The 17,732-nt window shown below is 67.8% G+C and carries 17 protein-coding genes and 1 tRNA gene; 1 reads left to right on the plus strand and 17 read right to left on the minus strand.

Annotated elements, in window-relative coordinates; all coding sequences use genetic code 11:
* The first annotated feature begins 9 nt into the window (after positions 1-9).
* Positions 10-714 (plus strand): DUF2259 domain-containing protein, encoded by a 705-nt coding sequence (locus QUS11_10145; protein ID MDM7993658.1) that lies wholly within the window; start codon positions 10-12, stop codon positions 712-714.
* Here QUS11_10145 and QUS11_10150 read toward each other — a convergent pair.
* The 17 genes from QUS11_10150 to QUS11_10230 all read right to left on the minus strand — a co-directional run bounded on the left by QUS11_10150 (position 711) and on the right by QUS11_10230 (position 17,690).
* Positions 711-1,481, minus strand: a complete 771-nt coding sequence (locus QUS11_10150) for an ABC transporter ATP-binding protein (GenBank protein ID MDM7993659.1) — start codon at positions 1,479-1,481, stop codon at positions 711-713. The genes QUS11_10145 and QUS11_10150 overlap by 4 nt on opposite strands.
* Positions 1,474-2,367: a signal recognition particle-docking protein FtsY gene (gene ftsY / locus QUS11_10155; protein MDM7993660.1), complete on the minus strand. Its 894-nt coding sequence runs from the start codon at positions 2,365-2,367 to the stop codon at positions 1,474-1,476. The genes QUS11_10150 and ftsY overlap by 8 nt, the downstream gene beginning before the upstream one ends.
* Complete coding sequence (locus QUS11_10160) at positions 2,364-5,765, minus strand: AAA family ATPase (GenBank protein MDM7993661.1); 3,402 nt, start codon at positions 5,763-5,765, stop codon at positions 2,364-2,366. The genes ftsY and QUS11_10160 overlap by 4 nt, the downstream gene beginning before the upstream one ends.
* Positions 5,762-6,292, minus strand: a complete 531-nt coding sequence (locus QUS11_10165; GenBank protein ID MDM7993662.1) for a CDP-alcohol phosphatidyltransferase family protein — start codon at positions 6,290-6,292, stop codon at positions 5,762-5,764. The genes QUS11_10160 and QUS11_10165 overlap by 4 nt, the downstream gene beginning before the upstream one ends.
* Positions 6,289-7,908 (minus strand): AAA family ATPase, encoded by a 1,620-nt coding sequence (locus QUS11_10170; protein MDM7993663.1) that lies wholly within the window; start codon positions 7,906-7,908, stop codon positions 6,289-6,291. Before QUS11_10170 ends, QUS11_10165 begins: the two co-directional genes overlap by 4 nt.
* Positions 7,909-8,736: an NAD(+)/NADH kinase gene (locus QUS11_10175; protein MDM7993664.1), complete on the minus strand. Its 828-nt coding sequence runs from the start codon at positions 8,734-8,736 to the stop codon at positions 7,909-7,911.
* On the minus strand, positions 8,733-10,574 hold the full coding sequence (gene dxs / locus QUS11_10180) for a 1-deoxy-D-xylulose-5-phosphate synthase (protein ID MDM7993665.1): 1,842 nt from the start codon (positions 10,572-10,574) through the stop codon (positions 8,733-8,735). Before dxs ends, QUS11_10175 begins: the two co-directional genes overlap by 4 nt.
* Positions 10,574-11,464, minus strand: coding sequence for a polyprenyl synthetase family protein (locus QUS11_10185; GenBank protein MDM7993666.1), 891 nt, complete (start codon positions 11,462-11,464; stop codon positions 10,574-10,576). The genes dxs and QUS11_10185 overlap by 1 nt, the downstream gene beginning before the upstream one ends.
* Positions 11,451-12,209: a TIGR00282 family metallophosphoesterase gene (locus QUS11_10190; protein ID MDM7993667.1), complete on the minus strand. Its 759-nt coding sequence runs from the start codon at positions 12,207-12,209 to the stop codon at positions 11,451-11,453. Before QUS11_10190 ends, QUS11_10185 begins: the two co-directional genes overlap by 14 nt.
* Positions 12,209-13,768 (minus strand): ribonuclease Y, encoded by a 1,560-nt coding sequence (rny, locus tag QUS11_10195; protein MDM7993668.1) that lies wholly within the window; start codon positions 13,766-13,768, stop codon positions 12,209-12,211. Before rny ends, QUS11_10190 begins: the two co-directional genes overlap by 1 nt.
* A gap of 120 nt (positions 13,769-13,888) precedes the next feature.
* Positions 13,889-14,239, minus strand: a complete 351-nt coding sequence (locus tag QUS11_10200) for a cell division protein ZapA (GenBank protein MDM7993669.1) — start codon at positions 14,237-14,239, stop codon at positions 13,889-13,891.
* 36 nt (positions 14,240-14,275) lie between these two features.
* Entirely contained in the window at positions 14,276-14,545 is a 270-nt protein-coding gene (locus QUS11_10205; GenBank protein MDM7993670.1) for a hypothetical protein, read from the minus strand.
* 6 nt (positions 14,546-14,551) lie between these two features.
* Positions 14,552-14,905 (minus strand): 50S ribosomal protein L20, encoded by a 354-nt coding sequence (rplT, locus tag QUS11_10210; GenBank protein ID MDM7993671.1) that lies wholly within the window; start codon positions 14,903-14,905, stop codon positions 14,552-14,554.
* A gap of 15 nt (positions 14,906-14,920) precedes the next feature.
* Positions 14,921-15,115 (minus strand): 50S ribosomal protein L35, encoded by a 195-nt coding sequence (gene rpmI, locus QUS11_10215; protein ID MDM7993672.1) that lies wholly within the window; start codon positions 15,113-15,115, stop codon positions 14,921-14,923.
* 8 nt (positions 15,116-15,123) lie between these two features.
* Entirely contained in the window at positions 15,124-15,618 is a 495-nt protein-coding gene (gene infC / locus QUS11_10220; protein MDM7993673.1) for a translation initiation factor IF-3, read from the minus strand.
* A gap of 2 nt (positions 15,619-15,620) precedes the next feature.
* A complete protein-coding gene (thrS, locus tag QUS11_10225) occupies positions 15,621-17,576 on the minus strand; it encodes a threonine--tRNA ligase (protein ID MDM7993674.1) in 1,956 nt (651 codons plus the stop codon).
* Between the two features lie 37 nt (positions 17,577-17,613).
* A tRNA-Val gene (locus QUS11_10230) sits at positions 17,614-17,690 on the minus strand.
* Positions 17,691-17,732: the final 42 nt, after the last annotated feature.

The raw sequence follows: 17,732 nt of genomic DNA on the forward strand, positions 1-17,732 counted from the left end.
GGCCGCGGGATGCCCCCCCTGCTCGCGGCCCTGCTTCCCGCCCTGTTCGCGCCCGGGCCGGGCTGGAGCAACTCGGCGACTTCCGCGGAGTTCCTGGGCTTCTCGTCCGACGCCCGCTTCGCCGCCTGGGAGGAGTACGGCATCCAGGACGGCAGCGGATTCCCGGTCTCCATCATCACCGTCCTCGGCCTCGGGGACTGCCGTCTCGCGGGGCGCTTCGAGATCGTGCTGGAGGACGGGTGCGGAGACCTCGGGACCGCGAGGGACCTCTGCCGTGAAGAAGCCTCGGGGCTGCTCGACTCGCTCTCGGAGGAATGGCTCGAGGGCCGGCTGTGCGTGCTGCACCTCCCCACCGACCTGTCCGCCCCCCGGGATTCGGCCAGGTTCCACTCCTGGAGGCCCGTTCCGGGATACCACGTCGGCGACAGGACGGTCATCCTGACCTCGGAGGCCGTCCACGGCACGGAACTCGAGGAGTACTGGCTCCTGGTCCCCGAGCTGCTCTCCGTTTCCGTCAGGGACAACGCGACAGGCGTCCTCAGGGTGATCAGACGCGACACGGAGACGGATCCCGGGCTGTCGGGCATGTTCGGCTACGGGATCGAGGGGATCTGGGCGCTGGGCGACAGCGCCTTCGCCGTATCGATACAGTCGCTCAGGCTGGGATTCGAGGGGCCGGACCTGATGTACGAATACGCCGGCTGGCGGGACTAGACCATGCCGGGCAGGGGCGATCCGGCCGCGAAGTAGCCGGCAGCCTCCAGGGGGGCTGTCCCGGTGAGTTCGAAGAAGAGCTTCTCGAGCCCCTCCTCGCCTATGGACGAGGTCTCGACAAGCGAAGCCAGCCTGCCCCCGTTGATGATGCCTATCCTGTCGCAGATCCGGAGCGCGATCGGGAGCGTGTGGGTGGAGAGCACGACCGCGGACCCCGAATCGGCCGCGGCCCGGCACATCCTGTGGAAGGTCCCGGCAGAGGCCGGGTCCAGCCCGACCATGGGCTCGTCGATCACGTAGAGGTCGGGTTTCGAGAGGAACGCGGCGGAGAGAGCGACCCTCTGCGTCATGCCGTGAGAGTAGGATTCCGCCCTGGCGTCCAGCCATCCCTGCATGTCGAAAAGCTCCTCGCAGAATCCTATCCTGGACTCCGACGATGCGGGATCGAGCCTCCTGGCCCTGGCTATGAACCTCAGGAACTCCCTGCCCGTGAGTTTCGGGTAGAGCGTCGGCTGGTCGGGCACGAAGGCCGAGATCTCCCGCGCCCTGTCGGGGTGCCTTATGGCGTCGATCCCCGACACCTCGACGGCGCCCGAATCGGGTATCACCAGACCGGCCACGATCTTGAGCGTTGTCGTCTTCCCCGCCCCGTTGGGTCCGAGGAGGCCGAAGATCTCGCCGCTCCGCACCTCGAGGGAGAGACCGTCCAGCGCCCTCTTCCTGCCGTAGGACTTCACCAGCGACTCGAGCCTGAGCCTGCTATCCATCGGGACCTCCGAGCAGCGCCTCCACGAAATCCGCAGGGGAGAACACTTCGAGATCGTCCGGCGACTCGCCGGTGCCGGCATACTCCACCGGGATCCCGAGCCCGGCCGCGACAGCCACGACGGCGCCGCCCCTGGCAGTCCCGTCGAGCTTCGTGAGCACCAGGCCGGTCAGGGGCAGGGCCCCTGCGAACTGCCTGGCCTGCGGAAGCGCGCTCTGCCCGATCGAGGCGTCGATGACCAGGAGCGTCGAATGGGGCGCCCCGGGCAGGGCCTTGGAGCATACCCTGTGCACCTTTCCCAGCTCGGCCATCAGGTCGGTGCGCGTGGTCAGCCTGCCGGCGGTGTCGATCAGGATCTCGTCGTACCCTCCCGCGGCCGCCTCACGGATCGAATCGTAGGCTACCGAACCCGGATCCGTGCCCGGAGGGCGGACGACGACCGGAATGCCGAGTCTGCCGCCCCACTCGGAGAGCTGTTCCGAAGCGGCGGCCCTGAAAGTGTCGGCGCATGCCAGGAGGACCTTCCGGCCGCGGCCGGAGAGGAGCTTCGCCACTCTTGCGATGGTGGTGGTCTTCCCGGACCCGTTGGTCCCCACGAAGAGGACGACCCTGGGGCCTTCCGCCGGCGCCTCCGCCTCCGGCACCCCCGGGAAGTACCCGGCGAGGGCGGACCCCAGCCTGCCCCTCCACTCCGGGTCCCCCTTCCACCCCTCTCTCCGGGCGCGTTCCACGAGCCCTTCGGTGATCTCCGGGCCCAGATCCCCGGCGAGGAGGATCTCCTCGAACCTGCCTGCGCCCTCCTCGTCGGCCCTGTTCCTGCCGAAGAGGCCGGACAGCGCGCCGCCCAGCGAAAACCCGCGCCTCCGGAGCGTTCCCGGGAGTCTCATGGCCTGCGCGCCTCCTCCAGGCTCACGGATGCCAGGGCCGAGACCCCGTTCCCGGCCATCGTCACTCCGTAGAGCCTCTCGGCCGCCTCCATGGTCCTCCTGTTGTGGGTCACGACTATGAACTGGGTCCCGGCCGAGAAGCTGCCCAGGAGATCGATGAACCGGTCGACGTTGGCGTCGTCCAGGGGAGCGTCGAGCTCGTCGAGCACGCAGAACGGCGCGGGTCTGACGAGATACAGCGCGAAGAGGAGGGCTACCGCCGTCATCGCCTTCTCTCCGCCAGACAGGGCCGAGATGCTCTCCAGCGTCTTGCCCCTTGGTCTCGCCATGACCGAAACCCCGCCTTCGAGGGGATCCTCGCCGGGTATCGCCTCGAGCCGGGCCTCCCCGCCCTCGAAGAACCTCTGGAAGATCTCGGAGAAGTGTTCCTGGACGGCCCTGAAGGTCTCTCCGAACCTCTCGGCCGCAGTCCTGTTGATCTCGCCGATCGCCTCGGAGATGGAAGCCCGGGCCTCGAGCAGGTCCGCCTTCTGTGTCTCCAGGAATTCGAGCCGGCTGGCCGCCTCTTCGTGCTCGGCCTTGGCGAGCATGTTGACCGGGCCGAGCCTGTCCCTCTCGGCGGAGACCCTGCCTATCTCCGCGGCCAGGTCATCGTCGGCGAGCCTGCGGAGCTTCGGATCGGGGGAACCGGCATCGCCGGCCCTCTCCTCCAGGGGGCGGAGCTTCTCCTCGAGGGCGGCTGCCTCCGTCGCGCATTCCAGGAGCGCAGCCCGGGCAGACTCCAGATCGCCCCGCGCGGCATCGGCCTCCCTCTGCACCGCGATGGCGCGCTCTGCCGCCGCCGATCTGAGGGAAACGGCCTCCAGCCGCCCGGCGGAAGCCTCCTCCAGCTCCGCCCTCACCTCGCCCGATCTTGTGCGGGCTTCGTCAGCCGTCCCGGAATGGAGCTCCGCCGCCTCGGCCGACTCGGCGGCCCTCGCGGACAGCACGGCCGCTTCGAAGCGCTGCCGGGACGCGAGCTCCCTGTCCCTCTCCATCCCCTCCCTCGCCGATGCGATCCCCGATAGGACGATCTCGTGGCCGTGCACCGCCCTGTCCCTCTCGGCGCTGGCTGCGACCAGCTCCCTGGAGCATTCCATCAGCCGGTCCTGCGCATGCTGCGCAGCGGCGGCGGCCTGACGGTCGGCCTCCTCCAGGGCGGCCAGACCGGCCCCGTCCGCATCCGGCATGGGTTCCGCAGGCCGCGGAAGCGCAGCCAGGGCGGCATCGATCTCGACGAGCCCCGCGGAGACCCGGGCCTCCCGCTCCCGCAGGGCGCGGGCTTCGGCCGCGGTCGAGGAAGCCCTCTTCTGCAGGTCGAGCACCGACGCCGTCATCCTGGCGCGGTTCTCCACCATCGCCGACCTGGCGGCCTCCAGTTCGGCCCTCTTCGCGGACGAGGCCGAGATCCCGCCCCTTGCGGAGGCGATCCTGGCCTCCAGGGCCTTGAGCATCGCCTTGCGTTCGAGGGGGCCCCTGTCGGCGGCTCCCGTTCCCAGCCTCACCAGTCCGTCGGGCCTGAAGATGTCGCCGCCGGGCGTGACGATCACGAGACCGGTGCCCGTTGCGGCTGCGGCCATCGCGGTCTGCCTGTCGGGAGCCATCGCGGCCCTCGAGAAGATGCTCCAGGCCTCCGCAGGGCCGTCCGTGAGGAATTCCGACAGCCGCCTCGTGCCGGGCGGCACGGTTTCGGCGGAGATGCCGGCATCGACGGCGTATCTGCCGTCTTCCGCGTCCGCCGGGACACCATGTCCGGCGGGACGGGCCGAATAGAACGAGTCCAGACAGGCGCCGGCCGCCGCCTCGCAGCCTTCCTGCACCGTGACGAGCGAAGCGATGGTGCCGGAGGACTCGCGCGAGATCTCCCCCTCGAGCACCCGCGCCTGCTCCCCGTACTCGCCTGCCCTGCCTTCGAGCGCGGCGATGGACGATCTGCATTCCTCGAGGGAGCGGGCGGCATCCTCCAGGGCTGTCTCCGCTGCGGACGCCCCTGCGGAGGCCTGTTCCAGCGAGACTTCCAGGGAGGCGGCCTCCGAGTCGAGGGCAGCGATCCTCACCCTCAGCGCCTCCAGCTCGGCCCCGGCCGACGACCGCTCTCCGTCGAGCCTCGCGAGATCCGCCGCGGCCCTCTCCCTGTCCCTCGCCGCCTTCTCGACCGCCCTCCTGCGCTCCTCCAGCGCATTCCTGGCGGCGCGCGAGAGACCGCCCGATTCGTCGCAGGCCTCCCTTGCGACCGCCAGCCTGGAAGCGGCGGCCTCGGCAGCCGATCCGGCCTCCCCTGCGAGCCTGAGTGCGTCCTCCGCGCTCGCAGCGAGCGCCGCGAGCCTCTCTGCAGCGAGGGCCGACCTTGCGTCCAGTTCGGCCGACCTCTCCTCCAGATCGCGAGCCCTTGCGCGGAGTTCATCTCCGAGCGCCCCGGCCGCGCGAGCCCTCTCCGACTCCACGAGGACCAGCGCTTCGGCTTCCGACAAGCGCTTCTCGAGGGCCGAGACTGCGGTCTGCCTGCGGTCGAGATCCGCCTGGGCGAGTTCGAGCGAGTTCCTCGCCTCCGAGAGCCGGGCCGTATGGGCCATCGAGGACGCAGCGAGGTCCTGTTCGCGCTTCCTGAGGTCCGAGAGCCTCGACTTCGCAGCCGCGAGATCGGCCCGCACAGCTTCCGCAACGCGCCCCGCAGCCTCCGCCTCGAGGGCGTGCAGCCCCTTCATGGTCTTCTCGTACCTCGCGAGGACGGCGGCCTGCCTCCTCAGCTGATCGACGTTCCTCGTGACTTCGGAGATGATGTCCTCGAGTCGCTCCAGGTCGCCCGACGCCGCATCGAGCTTGAGCTGGGCCCTGTGCCTCTGCACCTTGTACCTGGTGATGCCTGCGGCCTCGTCGAACAGGAACCGCCTCTCCTCGGTCCTGCTCGAGAGAATCGCCTTGACCATCTCCGACTCCAGGATCCAGTACCCGCTGCTGCCCAGCCCGCAGTCGGCCAGCAGGTCGGTGATGTCCATCAGCCTGCACCTCGAGCCGTTGAGCAGGTATTCGCTCTCGCCCGACCTGAAGAGCCTCCTGGTGATGGAGACCTCCTCGAACTCGAGCGGGATCGTCCTGTCGGAGTTGTCGAGAGTGATGAGCACCTCGGCCATGCCCATGGGCCTCCGGGCCGCGCTGCCGGCGAAGATCACGTCCTCCATGCGCTCGGCCCTGAGGGTCCTGGGGCTCTGGTTGCCGAGCACCCACCTGAGGGCGTCGGCAATGTTGCTCTTGCCGCATCCGTTGGGGCCCACCACCCCGGTGATACCTCCGTGGAAACGGAGTTCGACCGGGTCGGCGAATGACTTGAACCCGCCGATCCTCAGGGATTTCAGCTTCATGTTCGCGCCGCCCTGGATGCATAGGAGAGTGCGGCCGCGGAAAGCGCAGCCAGGGCCGCCAGCCCGAGGGCGTCGAGGCCGATCAGGACCTCGGCTCCCGAAGGTGCCAGGGCCTGGCGGACCATGTATGCGGAGAGGACCACCGTTCCGGCCTTGCCCCAGACGTTCGAGGCCGGCACCTCGGCCGACCTGCCGCGAAGGAGTACGCCTCCAAGAGCTATGAGGAGATCCCGGGCCACGACGAACGCGAGGAACCAGACCGGGACCCTCCCGGAGGCCGCGAGGGCGGTGCCGAACGCCGCGAAACCGATCTTGTCGGAGGCGGGATCGAGGATCCTGCCCCACTCAGATTCCGTCCCCGATCTCCTGGCCAGGAAACCGTCCAGCCAGTCGGTCAGGATGGCCGTCGATGCCAGGATCGCCATGGCTGCCGGTCTGTCCAGCCATAGCATGACGGATGCGGCGAGGGAGAGCGGGATCCGCGACAGGCTCACCAGATTCGGAAGGGTCAGGAAGGGCCCCCTCAAGACCCGGTTCCTCCCAGGAGGGCCTTCGCGTGAGCGAGCGCGGCCTCGCCGCCCCCCAGCATGCGCGCCACCTCGACGGCCCGCTCGCCGCCCTCGAGGACCGAGACGCGGGTGCTGGCGAGTCCGCCGGATACGTCCTTGACCACAGAGATGTGCCTTCCGGCCCTTGCTGCGACCTGGGCGAGGTGCGTGATGACCACGAACTGGCGCCCTCCGGCAGCCCTTGCGAGCGAATCCGCCAGGAGGTGCGCCACCGTGCCCCCGACCCCGCTGTCTATCTCGTCGAAAACCGTGGTCGCCCCGCCCGGACCGCCCTGCGCGAGCTTCACGGCCAGGCTGAGCCGCGAGAGCTCGCCGCCGCTCGGGACGGACTGGATGGGGCCGGCCGGCATGCCGGGGTTGGCGCTGAACCTGAACTCGGGAGATTCGAAGCCGTCGGGTCCGCACGGCCTCCCTCCCAGTTCGACCGCCCTGTCGGATGGAGGACTGCGCAGATCGACGATGAAGGACGCTCCCTCCATGCCCAGTCTTTCGAGCTCCGCCTCCACCGATCCCTCGAAGACGGGGCGGGCCGCCCCGCGGGAGGCGCTCAGTGCGCAGGCTGCCGCCGACAGGGCCGAGAGCGCGCCGGGCCTCTCGGCTCCGAGGGCCGAGAGTTCCTCCGAGAGCCGCGCCATGGCGTCCAGTTCGTCTGCGACCTCGCCGACCCTCGAGACGAGGCGGTCGATGTCGCCGCCGTACCTGCCGAGGAGCTTCCCGTACTCGTCCAGGCGGGCGTCCAGCCTGGCGGCGTCCCAGCCGTCGTCTCCGGCTCCGAGCCTGGAGTCGCAGATCCTCGATGCCTCCTCTATCGCAATCCCGGCCTCCAGCAGGAGGGCCGTGAGATCCTCGAGCCCGGGCGAGCCTTCCAGCTTCGCCCTGATCTCCCTGAGCGACCTCGCGAATCCTCCCTCTCCGGGCGAGAGGAGTTCGGCCAGGGCCGACATGGATTCGCGCAGCTTCGAATCCTTCTCCAGCTCGCGCCTCCTGCCCGAGAGGCCGAGGTATTCGTCCTTCGAGGGGGCGAGCCCGGAGAGCAGGGAGGCCTCGTGCTCGAGCAGCTCGCGCCTCGAGGCCGACAGGCCCAGCGCTTCGGATATCTCGCGCATCCGCGCGTCGATGCGGCCGATCCTCCCGTGGAGGGCGCGGACCTCCGACGCGGCGTCGAGGCATCCTGCCGCCGCATCGAGGAAGGCCTGCTGGACGCGCCGCGAGAGCAGCGCCGGAGTGGAGCGCTGGGTGTGCAGATCGACGAGGTCGGCCATCCGCGCACGCACCGTCTCGAGATCGGTCGGCTCGTCGTCCAGGAGTATCCTGCTCCTGCCGGAGGCGTAGATCTCTCGCCTGACGATCACATCGGCGCTTCCGTCGGTGAAGAGGGCTTCGACGTTGGCGAGCCTCTCCCCCGGGCGCACGATGGAGTGGTCGGCCCGTTCGCCGAGGGCAAGCAGCAGGCCGTCCACGAGGATGGACTTGCCGGCGCCGGTTTCGCCCGTGAGCACGTTCAGCCCTTCGGACAGCTCGAGCGTCGTGTCGCTTATGGTGGCTATGTTCCGCAACCTCAGGCTGCAGAGCATCTAGCCCCTCACCCCCCAGCCGAACTTCCTGCCGAGCCGTTCGTAGAAGCCGTTCGCGGGTGCGAACCTGACGACGGGGCAGTGCCCCTCGGACAGCTCGATCCCCACGGTCCCGCCCTGTTCGAGGGTGCAGACCGGCCTTCCGTCGACGCTCACCACGGGTCCGTCCCCCCTCACCCATCCCGCCTCGACGGTCAGGACCGACGATGGCGGCAGGACCATGGGGCGTATGGAGAGCTGATGCGCGCATATCGGCACGAGCAGGACCGCGGGCAGGCCGGGATCGATTATCGGGCCTCCTGCGGAGAGCGCGTAGGCCGTCGAGCCGGCGGGGGTCGAGACCACCAGGCCGTCGCCCGCCATGCGGGCTATGGGCCCGTCGCCCGACTGGACCAGGAGGTGCAGCATGCCGCCGGACAGGGACCTGTTGAAGCAGATGTCGTTGACGGCCCTGACGCCCCGGCCGTCCGGCAGCCTCCCGACCAGGACGGGCAGGCGGTCGATAGTGAAATCGCCTTCGGCCAGCCTCCGGACAGCCGTCTCCATCTCGTCCGGTTCGGCCGAGGCGAGGTAGCCGAGGTGGCCGATGTTGATGCCGAAGGAGGGGATGCCGAGCTCCATGAAGAGATCGAGCCCCCTGAGGATCGTGCCGTCACCCCCGAGTATCACTCCGACGGCGTCTCCGGGCCCGGTTTGCGGGATCTCGCCGCCCTGCGCCCGGGCAATTGCGATGCCGGCGGCACGGGCGGCCTGCGAGAGCCTCTCGACAGCCTCCGGGGGGGCGGGTGTGCTGGATTCGGTGTAGAGGAGGATCACGCGGGGTCTCATGCCATCGCCCTTCTGGCCGCATCCGCGATCCCGGCCCGGTCGAGGCCCGATGCGGCGAGAAGGCTCTCCCTCGTGGCATGGGGCTGGAAGGCGTCGGGTATCCCGAGGACGGAGACACGGATCCCGGCGGTCGAGAGGCGGGAGGCGACGTGCTCGCCGAAGCCGCCGGAGGAGGCCCCGTCCTCGACGGTCAGGACACGGCCGGTTCCCGCGGCCAGTGTCTCGATTTCGCCATAGGGTGCCGGCTTGATCCAGATCGGATCGTACACGGCCACGCTCGATCCCTCCGCCGCGAGGTCCTCCGCAGCTCCGAGGGCCGGCCCGGCCGTAGTCCCGCAGGCGATGACGAGCAGGTCGGTCCCCTCCCTGAGGAGCTCCCCCCTGCCGGGAGGTGTCTCGGGCGGAGGCGGGGGCAGGCCCTCGGGTCCGTTCCCCCTGGGATAGCGGATGACCGTCGGATACTCGGCGAAGGCCACCGCCTCAGCGAGAAGACGGCCGAGCATCGTGCAGTCCCTGGGGCAGGCTATCCTGAGGGATGGTACGGGAAGGGTCAGCGGGATGTCGAAGACTCCGTGGTGCGTGGGGCCGTCTTCGCCGACGAGCCCGGCCCTGTCCAGCGCGAAGACCACCGGAGCCCTCTGCAGGGCGGCGTCGTGGATGAGCTGGTCGAGCGCCCTCTGCATGAATGTGCTGTAGACCGCCACCACAGGCCTGAGGCCGCCGAAGGCCAGCCCGCAGGCGAACGTCACGGCGTGCTGCTCCGCTATCCCCACGTCGAAGAACCTCGACGGGAAACGCTCGGCGAATGCGGCCAGCCCCGTGCCGTCGCGCATCGCCGCCGTGACGGCCGTGATGCGGTCGTCCGACTCCGCGAGGCCCACGATGGCGTCGGAGAAGGCCTGTGTGAAGGTCGTGCCGGGGGCGCGCCCCTCACCCCCCGAAATGCCGTGCCAGTGCGTGGAGTCGCATTCGGCAGGCTCGTAGCCCTTGCCCTTGCGGGTGACGACGTGCACCAGCACCGGCCCCCTGAGCCTCGAGGCCCGGTCGAGCACCGCGGTGAGCACGGCGAGGTCGTGGCCCGGGATGGGTCCTATGTACCGCACCTCGAAGTCGTCGAAGATCGTCTTCCTGGAGACGAGGGTCTTCTTGAGGGCGGTGCCGGCGAGATGCCCGGCCCGGCGCATGCGCTCCCCGATGTTGGGGAAGCGCCCCAGCAGGTTCCATATCTCGTCCCTGGCCCTGTTGTACGCAGGATCGGTGATCAGCGCGGCCAGGTGCCTCGAGAGGGCACCGACGTTGGGCGATATGGACATCTCGTTGTCGTTCAGGACGAGGGTGAGATCCGTCGTCGACTGGCCGAGGTTGTTGAGGCCCTCGAGGGCCATCCCGCCGGACATGGCCCCGTCGCCCACCACGGCCACCACCCGGCCCTGTCCTCCGGTGATGTCGCGGGCCATGGCAAAGCCGAGTGCGGCGCTGATGGCGGTGGAGCTGTGACCCGTGCCGAATGCGTCGAACGGGCTCTCGTCCCTCCTGGGGAATCCGCTCAGGCCGCCTTCGGTCCTTATGGACCCGAACCTGTCGGCCCTGCCGGTGAGCAGCTTGTAGGGATAGCTCTGGTGCCCCACGTCCCAGATGATCTTGTCGCGCGGCGGCTCGAACACCGACAGGAGCGCGATCGTCAGCTCGACCACCCCGAGGCTCGATGCGAGATGCCCGCCGTTCCTGCAGACGACCTCGATGATGCGCTGGCGCATCTCGCCTGCCAGCTCCGCCCTCCGGGAGAGATCGAGGGCGGCCACGTCGGCCGGGCAGTGGATACTGTCCAGCAGCCCCATCAGTTCCTCCTCGTGGGCAGGTATTCCGCGAGGAGCCTGACCCCGGACCAGTCGCCCGGAAGTGCGGAGAACCCCGAATCGATCTCCTCCGCGAGCGCCCCTGCCAGCTCCGACGCCCCGGGGACGCCCAGGATAGTCACCAGGTTGGCCTTGCCCCTGGCTTCGTCCTTCCCCACCGCCTTTCCCATCTCCTCCGGCGTGCCCCGCACGTCGAGGAGGTCGTCGGTGAGCTGGAACAGCAGCCCCAGCCTGTCACCCAGCCCGGACAGGCCTTCGGGGAGGACGGGCCTGGCCGACCCGGCCAGGGCGCCCAGTTCCAGGGAAACCCGGATCATCGCCGCCGTCTTGCCGTCTATCATCCTCCGCGCCCATGCGGCGTCGGGGCGGGACGGGGGGTTCATGTCCATGTGCTGCCCGCCCACGAGGAACGACGGCCCCGCGGCGGAAGCCAGCCTCCGGATCATCAGACCCGTTGCGGCGGGGGGCAGGGAGCTCCGGAGCAGCACGGTGAAGGCCCCGGAGAGGAGGAAGTCGCCCGCGAGGATCGCCTGGGGGCTGCCGTGCATGACATGGAGGGTGGGCCTCCCCCGGCGCGTGGAGTCGTCGTCGAGCGCGGGCAGATCGTCGTGTACGAGGGAGTAGGTGTGGACCATCTCGACCGCGGCGGCTGCATGCACCGCCCGCGACGGGCTGCCCCCGCACGCCTCGCAGGCCGACCTGACGAGGAAGGGCCTCACCCGCTTGCCGCCGCCCTGGAGGCAGTGCGAAGCCGCGGCGGGCAGGAGCGTGGCGGCGCCGTAGTCCTTCAGGAATCCGGCCAGGACCTCGTCGATCCAGACGGCGGATTCCGCCAGCGAGGACAGCAGGGGTGCGAAATCACGCCCCGGCATGGACGGTCTCCAGTGAAGAGGGCTTCAGGTCGGGTCCGAGCGTGACGGAGAGCCCGGAGACGTACTCATCCCCCTCGCAGACCGACAGGCGCGACGGCCTGCAGGTCAGGAACCGCTCCAGCACATCCCCGTACTCCACTCCGATCACGCCGGCCGAGGAGCCGCACATGCCCAGATCGGTGACGTAGGCGGTGCCGCCCGGGAGGATGCAGGCGTCCGAAGTCTGGACATGGGTGTGGGTTCCGGCGAAGACGGTCACACGGCCGTCGAGATAGCGGCCGAGCGCGATCTTCTCGCTGGTTGCCTCCGCATGGAAGTCGACGATGACGATCCCGGCGGACTGGGACTGGAGCATGCGGTCGGCCGCCCTGAACGGGCAGTCGCAGTCCGGCATGAACACCCTGCCCTGGAGGTTGATCACGGTGACCGACTCCCCGGCGGCCCTTATCGTTGTCATGCCCGAACCCGGGTTGCCGGGAGGGAAGTTACCGGGTCTGAGGAGCCTGCCGCCACAGGAATCGAGATAGGGGAAAACCTCGCGGTGCGCCCACACGTGGTTGCCCGTGGTGATGACGGAGACTCCCGCATCGAGGAGCTGCCCCGCCACCCCGGGAGTGATTCCGATCCCCCCGGAGGCGTTTTCACCGTTCACCACCACGATGTCGTGGGGGTTCTCGCGGATGTAGCGGACGGCGCAGCGCCTGCCCGGGGAACCGACGACGTCTCCGAGGAGGAGGACCTTCATCACCGGGCGGTCTCCGTCGCCCTGACCTCCCTGATGACCGTCACCTTGATCTGGCCCGGGTACTCGACCTCGGACTCGACCCTTCTCGCGATCAGCCTGGCGAGGTCCGCCGAACCGGCGTCGTCCACCGCCTCCGGCTTGACAGCTATCCTGAGCTCCCTGCCGGCCTGGATCGCATAGGACTTGCCGACTCCGTCGAAGGAGTCGGCTATCGTCTCGAGCTTCTGGAGCCTCTTCACGTAGAGTTCGAGGCTCTCCCTCCTGGCGCCGGGCCGTGCGCTGCTGACAGCGTCGGCGGCCTGGACGAGGACCGCGTAGAGGGATTCGGGCTCGATCTCCTCGTGGTGGGACCCGATGGCGTTGCAGATCAGCGGCGGCTCCTCGTACTTCCGGGCCAGCTCCATGCCCACCAGGGCGTGGGAGCCGTCCATGTCCTGGTCGGTGGCCTTGCCTATGTCGTGGAAGAGCCCCACCCTCCGGGCGATCGCAGTGTCGAGGCGGAGTTCCGCCGCCAGCAGTCCGCAGACGTGCGCCACCTCGAGCGAGTGCTGGAACATGTTCTGGCCGTAGCTGGTCCGGTATCTGAGGCGGCCGAGATATCTGACGATCTGGGGGTGCACTCCGGAGACGTCAGCCTCCAGGCAGAGGTCGCCCCCGAGCTTCATCATGTTCTTCTCCATCTCGGCCTCGATCTTGGCGACCACCGCCTCGATACGGCCGGGATGGATCCTGCCGTCGGAGATGAGCTTCTCCATGGACTGGCGGGCGACCTCCCTGCGCACGGGATCGAAGCAGGAGAGCACGATCGCCTCGGGCGTGTCGTCGATTATCACGTCGACGCCCGTCGCAGTCTCGAAGGCCCTGATGTTGCGGCCCTCGCGGCCGATGATGCGGCCCTTCATCTCCTCGCCGGGGAGCTGGACGACCGAGACGCAGTTCTCGACGACGTGGTTGGCCGCGCAGCGCTGGACAGCCGTGGTCAGGACCCGGTTCGCCTCGTCGTCGGCGGTACGCTCCGCCTCGTCGATGATGCGCCGGGTGATCCTGCCCGCCTCGAGCCTGGCCTCCTCCTCGAGATTGGACAGGAGAAGGTTCCTGGCCTCGTCCCTCGACAGGCCCGCGATCTGCTCGAGGAGCTGGTTCTGCTCCTCCATCAGCTTCGTGACACGCTGCTGCTTTGCTGCGAGCGCCTGCTCCTTCTCGGACAGGCCGGTCTCCCGGGTCTCGAGGACGGACTCCCTGCGCTCGAGTTTCTCCCTGGTCCTGTCGACGTATTCGGACCTCCGGGAGAGGTCCGATTCCTTCCTGTCGATCTCGGCGCGGCGCTTCTGCTGGCTCTCCAGCTCAGCGGAACGCTCGCGGGCGATGGTCTCGCGCCCTTCGAGGATGGATTCCTTCCTGAGGGTCTCGGATTCGCGCTTCGCATCGTTGAGGATCCGCTCCGCCTCGGTCATCGCGCTTCTGCGCTCGCGGGAGGTGAAGATCCTCCTGAGGAAAAAGCCGAGCAGGAATGCGGCCAGCGCCGCTCCCGCAAGAACGAGTATCGTCGTACCGGACATCGCCGACTCCGTAGTGATTGCGCGGCAACTCTATATAAACGGACGACCGGCATCCCGGCGGAAGTCCCCGCACCCCGCGCTGGTATGTGCAGGGTACCTGTCGACCGTGGACTTCGTACCTCAGGCTCTGTCGGATGTCTCGACCCGCTGGAGTTCCCCTGCTTCGGGGATTTCCGGAGAGGCAGTGAAGGACCGGGGGAGCGAGATGTCGGCCAGGGTCTTCTCGATCCTGTCCGCCAGAACGGAGACGGCCGACTCCTGGTCGTCGGCCGTCTCGCGGATCTGTCTCTCGCGCTGGAATAGCTCGTCGGTGATGTTGAGCGCCGCCAGGATCGCCACCTTGGCTGTCGAAGGGACGGTGGTGTTGTCCGTCATCTGGCGCATCTTCATGTCGAGATAGTGAGCTATCTCCCTGATGTAACCGGGATCCGCGTCCCCCCTTATGGAATACTCCCGACCGTAGATACTCACCCTTATGGTGTCTGGCCGGACATTCACTTCATACCCCTATTGCTGCATGCTCTCCAGCTTCTCGAGCACCCCGGCAAGCCTGCCTCGCAATTCCTCCCTCTCGCGGAGAAGCCTGGCACTGTGGATCCTCAGGAGGTTGTACCCGTCATCCCTCACCGGGGTTCCCTCCTCGAGAGCCGAGCAGCGCTCCTCCAGCTCCCTGACGCGATCCGCAAGGCCGTCCCTCTCCGCCCTCAGGGAGCACAGTCTTACAATCAGCCTGTCGACGGCTTCAGTCAACCTCTCGAGCTCGTTGCCCGACGTCATCCAGGCCTAGAGAGCGGCTTTGGCTGTCTCTGCTATCCTGGCGAACGCCGCCGGATCATTCGTCGCGATGTCGGAGAGGGACTTGCGGTCGAGCCCTATGCCGGCCTTCAGGAGGCCGTTGATCAGGGCGCTGTACGTGATGCCGTTCGCCCTCGCCGCCGCATTGATGCGGATGATCCAGAGCGCTCTGAAGTCGCGCTTGCGGTTGCGCCTGTCCCGGTACTGGTACAGCAGGGCTCGCTTCTCGGCCTCCGCAGCGACGGTGTAGAGCTTCCTCCGGCCGCCGACGTATCCCTTGGCCGCCGCGAGACGGCTCTTGTGACGCTGCTTGCGCGTCACCGCACTCGTTACTCTGGTCATCTGTCGACTCCCGTGCTAGAGCGGCAGCAGCCGCTTGAGTCTGCGCATGTCGGCCGGGGAGGCCAGCCCGCCCTTGCGGAGGTTCCGCTTGCGCTTCCTGGACTTCTTCGTGAAGATATGGTTCGCATGGGAGTGAACTATCTTCACCAGGCCCGTGCCAGTGCGCTTCATGCGCCTGGCCGCGCCCCTGTGGGTCTTCATCTTGGGCATCTTCTCTCCTATTTCCTCGTAGGTGCCAGGAGCAGCGTTACCTGCTTGCCCTCCAGAAGCGGCTCCCTCTCGACCGACGCCACGTCCGCCAGATCGGTCGCGAACTTCTGCAGGAGTTCGAAGCCCTGGTCCTTGTAGACCAGCTGCCTTCCACGGAACATCACTGTGACCTTCACCTTGTGGTGATCGTCGAGGAACTCGCGAGCGTGCTTGACCTTGAAGTCGTAGTCGTGCTGGTCGGTATTGGGCCGCAGCTTGATCTCCTTCAGGCCTCCGCTCTGCTGCTTCTTCCTTGCGTCCCGCTCCTTGCGGTTGAGCTGATATCTGAACTTGCCATAGTCCATTATCCGGCATACCGGAGGTTCGGCTCCGGGAGAGATCTCCACCAGGTCGAGGCTCGCCTGGGCGGCCATGTCGAGGGCCTGTACCAGTTCGACTATCCCGGAATGACGGCCTTCCGCGTCGATGAGGCGGACCCTTGGATATCGGATCTCGCCGTTCACTTTTATGGTATCTCTGATAAGGACCTTCCCCCCTCCGGTAGAGCCGGCCTCCTGCAGGCCTCCTCGATCAGCCCGACTGCCTCTTCCAGCTCGAATACGCCGAGATCACCGCGGCCGTGGGCCCTCACCGCAACCCGGCCCGAACCGGCCTCCCTCTCGCCGATGACCAGCATCATGGGCACCTTGCGGTTCTCGGCTGCGCGGATCCTGTATCCGATGGTCTCGTTCCGCCTGTCCATGGAGCACCTGAACCCGCGGTCGGCCAGCATTCCGCAGACCTCGGCCGCTCTTTCGTGCTGCTGGACGGTAAGCGGTAAGATAACCACCTGCAGCGGTGCGAGCCACCCCGGGAAATTGCCTGCGAAGTGCTCTATGAGGTTCCCCGTGAACCTCTCGACCGAGCCGAACAGGGCCCTGTGGACCATGTAGATCCTGTGCTCGCCACCGTCGGGGCCCGTGTAGGTGAGGTCGAACCTCTCGGGGATGTTGAAGTCGAACTGGATGGTGGGTCCCTGCCAGTACCTTCCCAGGGCGTCGCGCAGCTTGATGTCGATCTTCGGGCCGTAGAAGGCCGCCTCGCCCCTGACGGTGCGGTACTTCTCGCCCATCCCGTCGAGCGCGTCGGCCAGCGCCGGTTCGACCCGGGCCCACATCTCCGGGCTGCCGGCGTAGTGCCCCATGTCGTCCGGATCGCTCAGGGAAAGCTCTATGGCGTATCCGAAACCGAACACCCGGAGGAAGTAGAGGGCGAAGGAGACGACCTTCCTGATCTCGTCGACGATCTGATCGGGAGTGCAGAAGATGTGTCCGTCGTCGACCGTGAAGCCCCTGACCCTCATCAGGCCGTGGAGCACTCCGCTCTTCTCGTACCTGTAGACCGTCCCGAGTTCGGCGAGCCTGAACGGCAGCTCGCGGTAGGACCTCTTCTCCGACTTGTAGATGAGTATGTGCCCGGGGCAGTTCATGGGCTTCAGCACGTACTCGGTCTCGTCGACCGGCATGAAGTACATGTTGTCGCGGTAGTAGCTGCAGTGCCCCGAGGTCTCCCACAGGGAGGCCGGCGCGATGTGCGGCGTGGAGACCAGGTTGTAGCCGTTCCGCCTGTGGGCGGCCTTCCAGAGGTTCTCGAGCTCCTCGCGGACGATGGTGCCGTTGGGGAGCCAGTATATTAGGCCGCATCCGCCCTCGTTGCCCGTGGTGAAGAGCCCGAGTTCCGGCCCCAGCTTCCTGTGGTCGCGCTTGCGGGCCTCTTCCAGCATGGCCAGGTGGTCGGCGAGGGCCTTCGAAGAGTCGAACACTGTGCCGTATATGCGCGTCAGCATCTCGCGCTTCTCGTCGCCGCGCCAGTAGGCGCCGGCGACCGCGGTCAGCCTGAAGTGCTTGAGGAATGCGGTCGTCGGAACATGGGGTCCGCGGCAGAGGTCGGTGAACGCTCCGCACCTGTACAGGGTGATGGACTCGCCCGCGGCCGCGATCTCGTCGAGCAGTTCGAGCTTGTAGGTCTGGCCGAGATCCGTCATCACCCTGCGGGCCTCGTCGATGCCGACCTCGATCCGCTCGAACCGGATGGATTCCGCGGCCTGCCTGTGCATCTCGGCCTCGATCGCCTCGAGCGCGGAGGAGCCGGGGAAGCCCGGGATGTCCATGTCGTAGTAGAAGCCGTCCTCGATGGCGGGACCCACTCCGAACCTGGCGCCGGGGTAGAGATGGAGGACCGCCGACGCGAGGAGGTGCGAGGCGCTGTGCCTCAGTACCTCGCGCCCCTCCGGCGAGTCGAACCCGAGGATCTCGAGCCGGACTCCGTCGCGGAGAGGCTCGGAGAGGCCGGTCACCACGCCATCGACACGCGCCGCCAGGGCCTTCGACGCGAGGCTCCTGGAGATGGACGCCGCGGCGTCGAGCGCCGTGGTGCCCTCCGGGAACTCCCTGCTTCCTCCGTCCGGAAAAAAGACGCGCACACCCCACCCCTCAAGGGTAGAAACCGCTTGTATCAGGTGGTGGGCGATACTGGACTTGAACCAGTGACCCCTTGCATGTCAAGCAAGTACTCTAGCCAGCTGAGCTAATCGCCCACCGCATTTGTTCGGCAGGGATAAATAGGGCGGAACGGCCTT

Origin of the sequence: Candidatus Fermentibacter sp., from assembly GCA_030373045.1 — a bacterium.
GTDB lineage: Bacteria > Fermentibacterota > Fermentibacteria > Fermentibacterales > Fermentibacteraceae > Fermentibacter.

Bases quoted from the DNA above. Each gene is read 5' to 3' on its own strand.
- QUS11_10175 (MDM7993664.1), bottom strand. From the start codon at position 8,736: ATGAGACCCCGCGTGATCCTCCTCTACACCGAATCCAGCACACCCGCC.
- dxs (MDM7993665.1), bottom strand. From the start codon at position 10,574: ATGGGGCTGCTGGACAGTATCCACTGCCCGGCCGACGTGGCCGCCCTC.
- QUS11_10160 (MDM7993661.1), bottom strand. From the start codon at position 5,765: ATGAAGCTGAAATCCCTGAGGATCGGCGGGTTCAAGTCATTCGCCGAC.
- ftsY (MDM7993660.1), bottom strand. From the start codon at position 2,367: ATGAGACTCCCGGGAACGCTCCGGAGGCGCGGGTTTTCGCTGGGCGGC.
- rplT (MDM7993671.1), bottom strand. From the start codon at position 14,905: ATGACCAGAGTAACGAGTGCGGTGACGCGCAAGCAGCGTCACAAGAGC.
- rny (MDM7993668.1), bottom strand. From the start codon at position 13,768: ATGTCCGGTACGACGATACTCGTTCTTGCGGGAGCGGCGCTGGCCGCA.
- QUS11_10205 (MDM7993670.1), bottom strand. From the start codon at position 14,545: ATGACGTCGGGCAACGAGCTCGAGAGGTTGACTGAAGCCGTCGACAGG.
- QUS11_10170 (MDM7993663.1), bottom strand. From the start codon at position 7,908: ATGCTCTGCAGCCTGAGGTTGCGGAACATAGCCACCATAAGCGACACG.
- QUS11_10190 (MDM7993667.1), bottom strand. From the start codon at position 12,209: ATGAAGGTCCTCCTCCTCGGAGACGTCGTCGGTTCCCCGGGCAGGCGC.
- QUS11_10145 (MDM7993658.1), top strand. From the start codon at position 10: ATGCCCCCCCTGCTCGCGGCCCTGCTTCCCGCCCTGTTCGCGCCCGGG.
- QUS11_10150 (MDM7993659.1), bottom strand. From the start codon at position 1,481: ATGGATAGCAGGCTCAGGCTCGAGTCGCTGGTGAAGTCCTACGGCAGG.
- QUS11_10185 (MDM7993666.1), bottom strand. From the start codon at position 11,464: ATGCCGGGGCGTGATTTCGCACCCCTGCTGTCCTCGCTGGCGGAATCC.
- rpmI (MDM7993672.1), bottom strand. From the start codon at position 15,115: ATGCCCAAGATGAAGACCCACAGGGGCGCGGCCAGGCGCATGAAGCGC.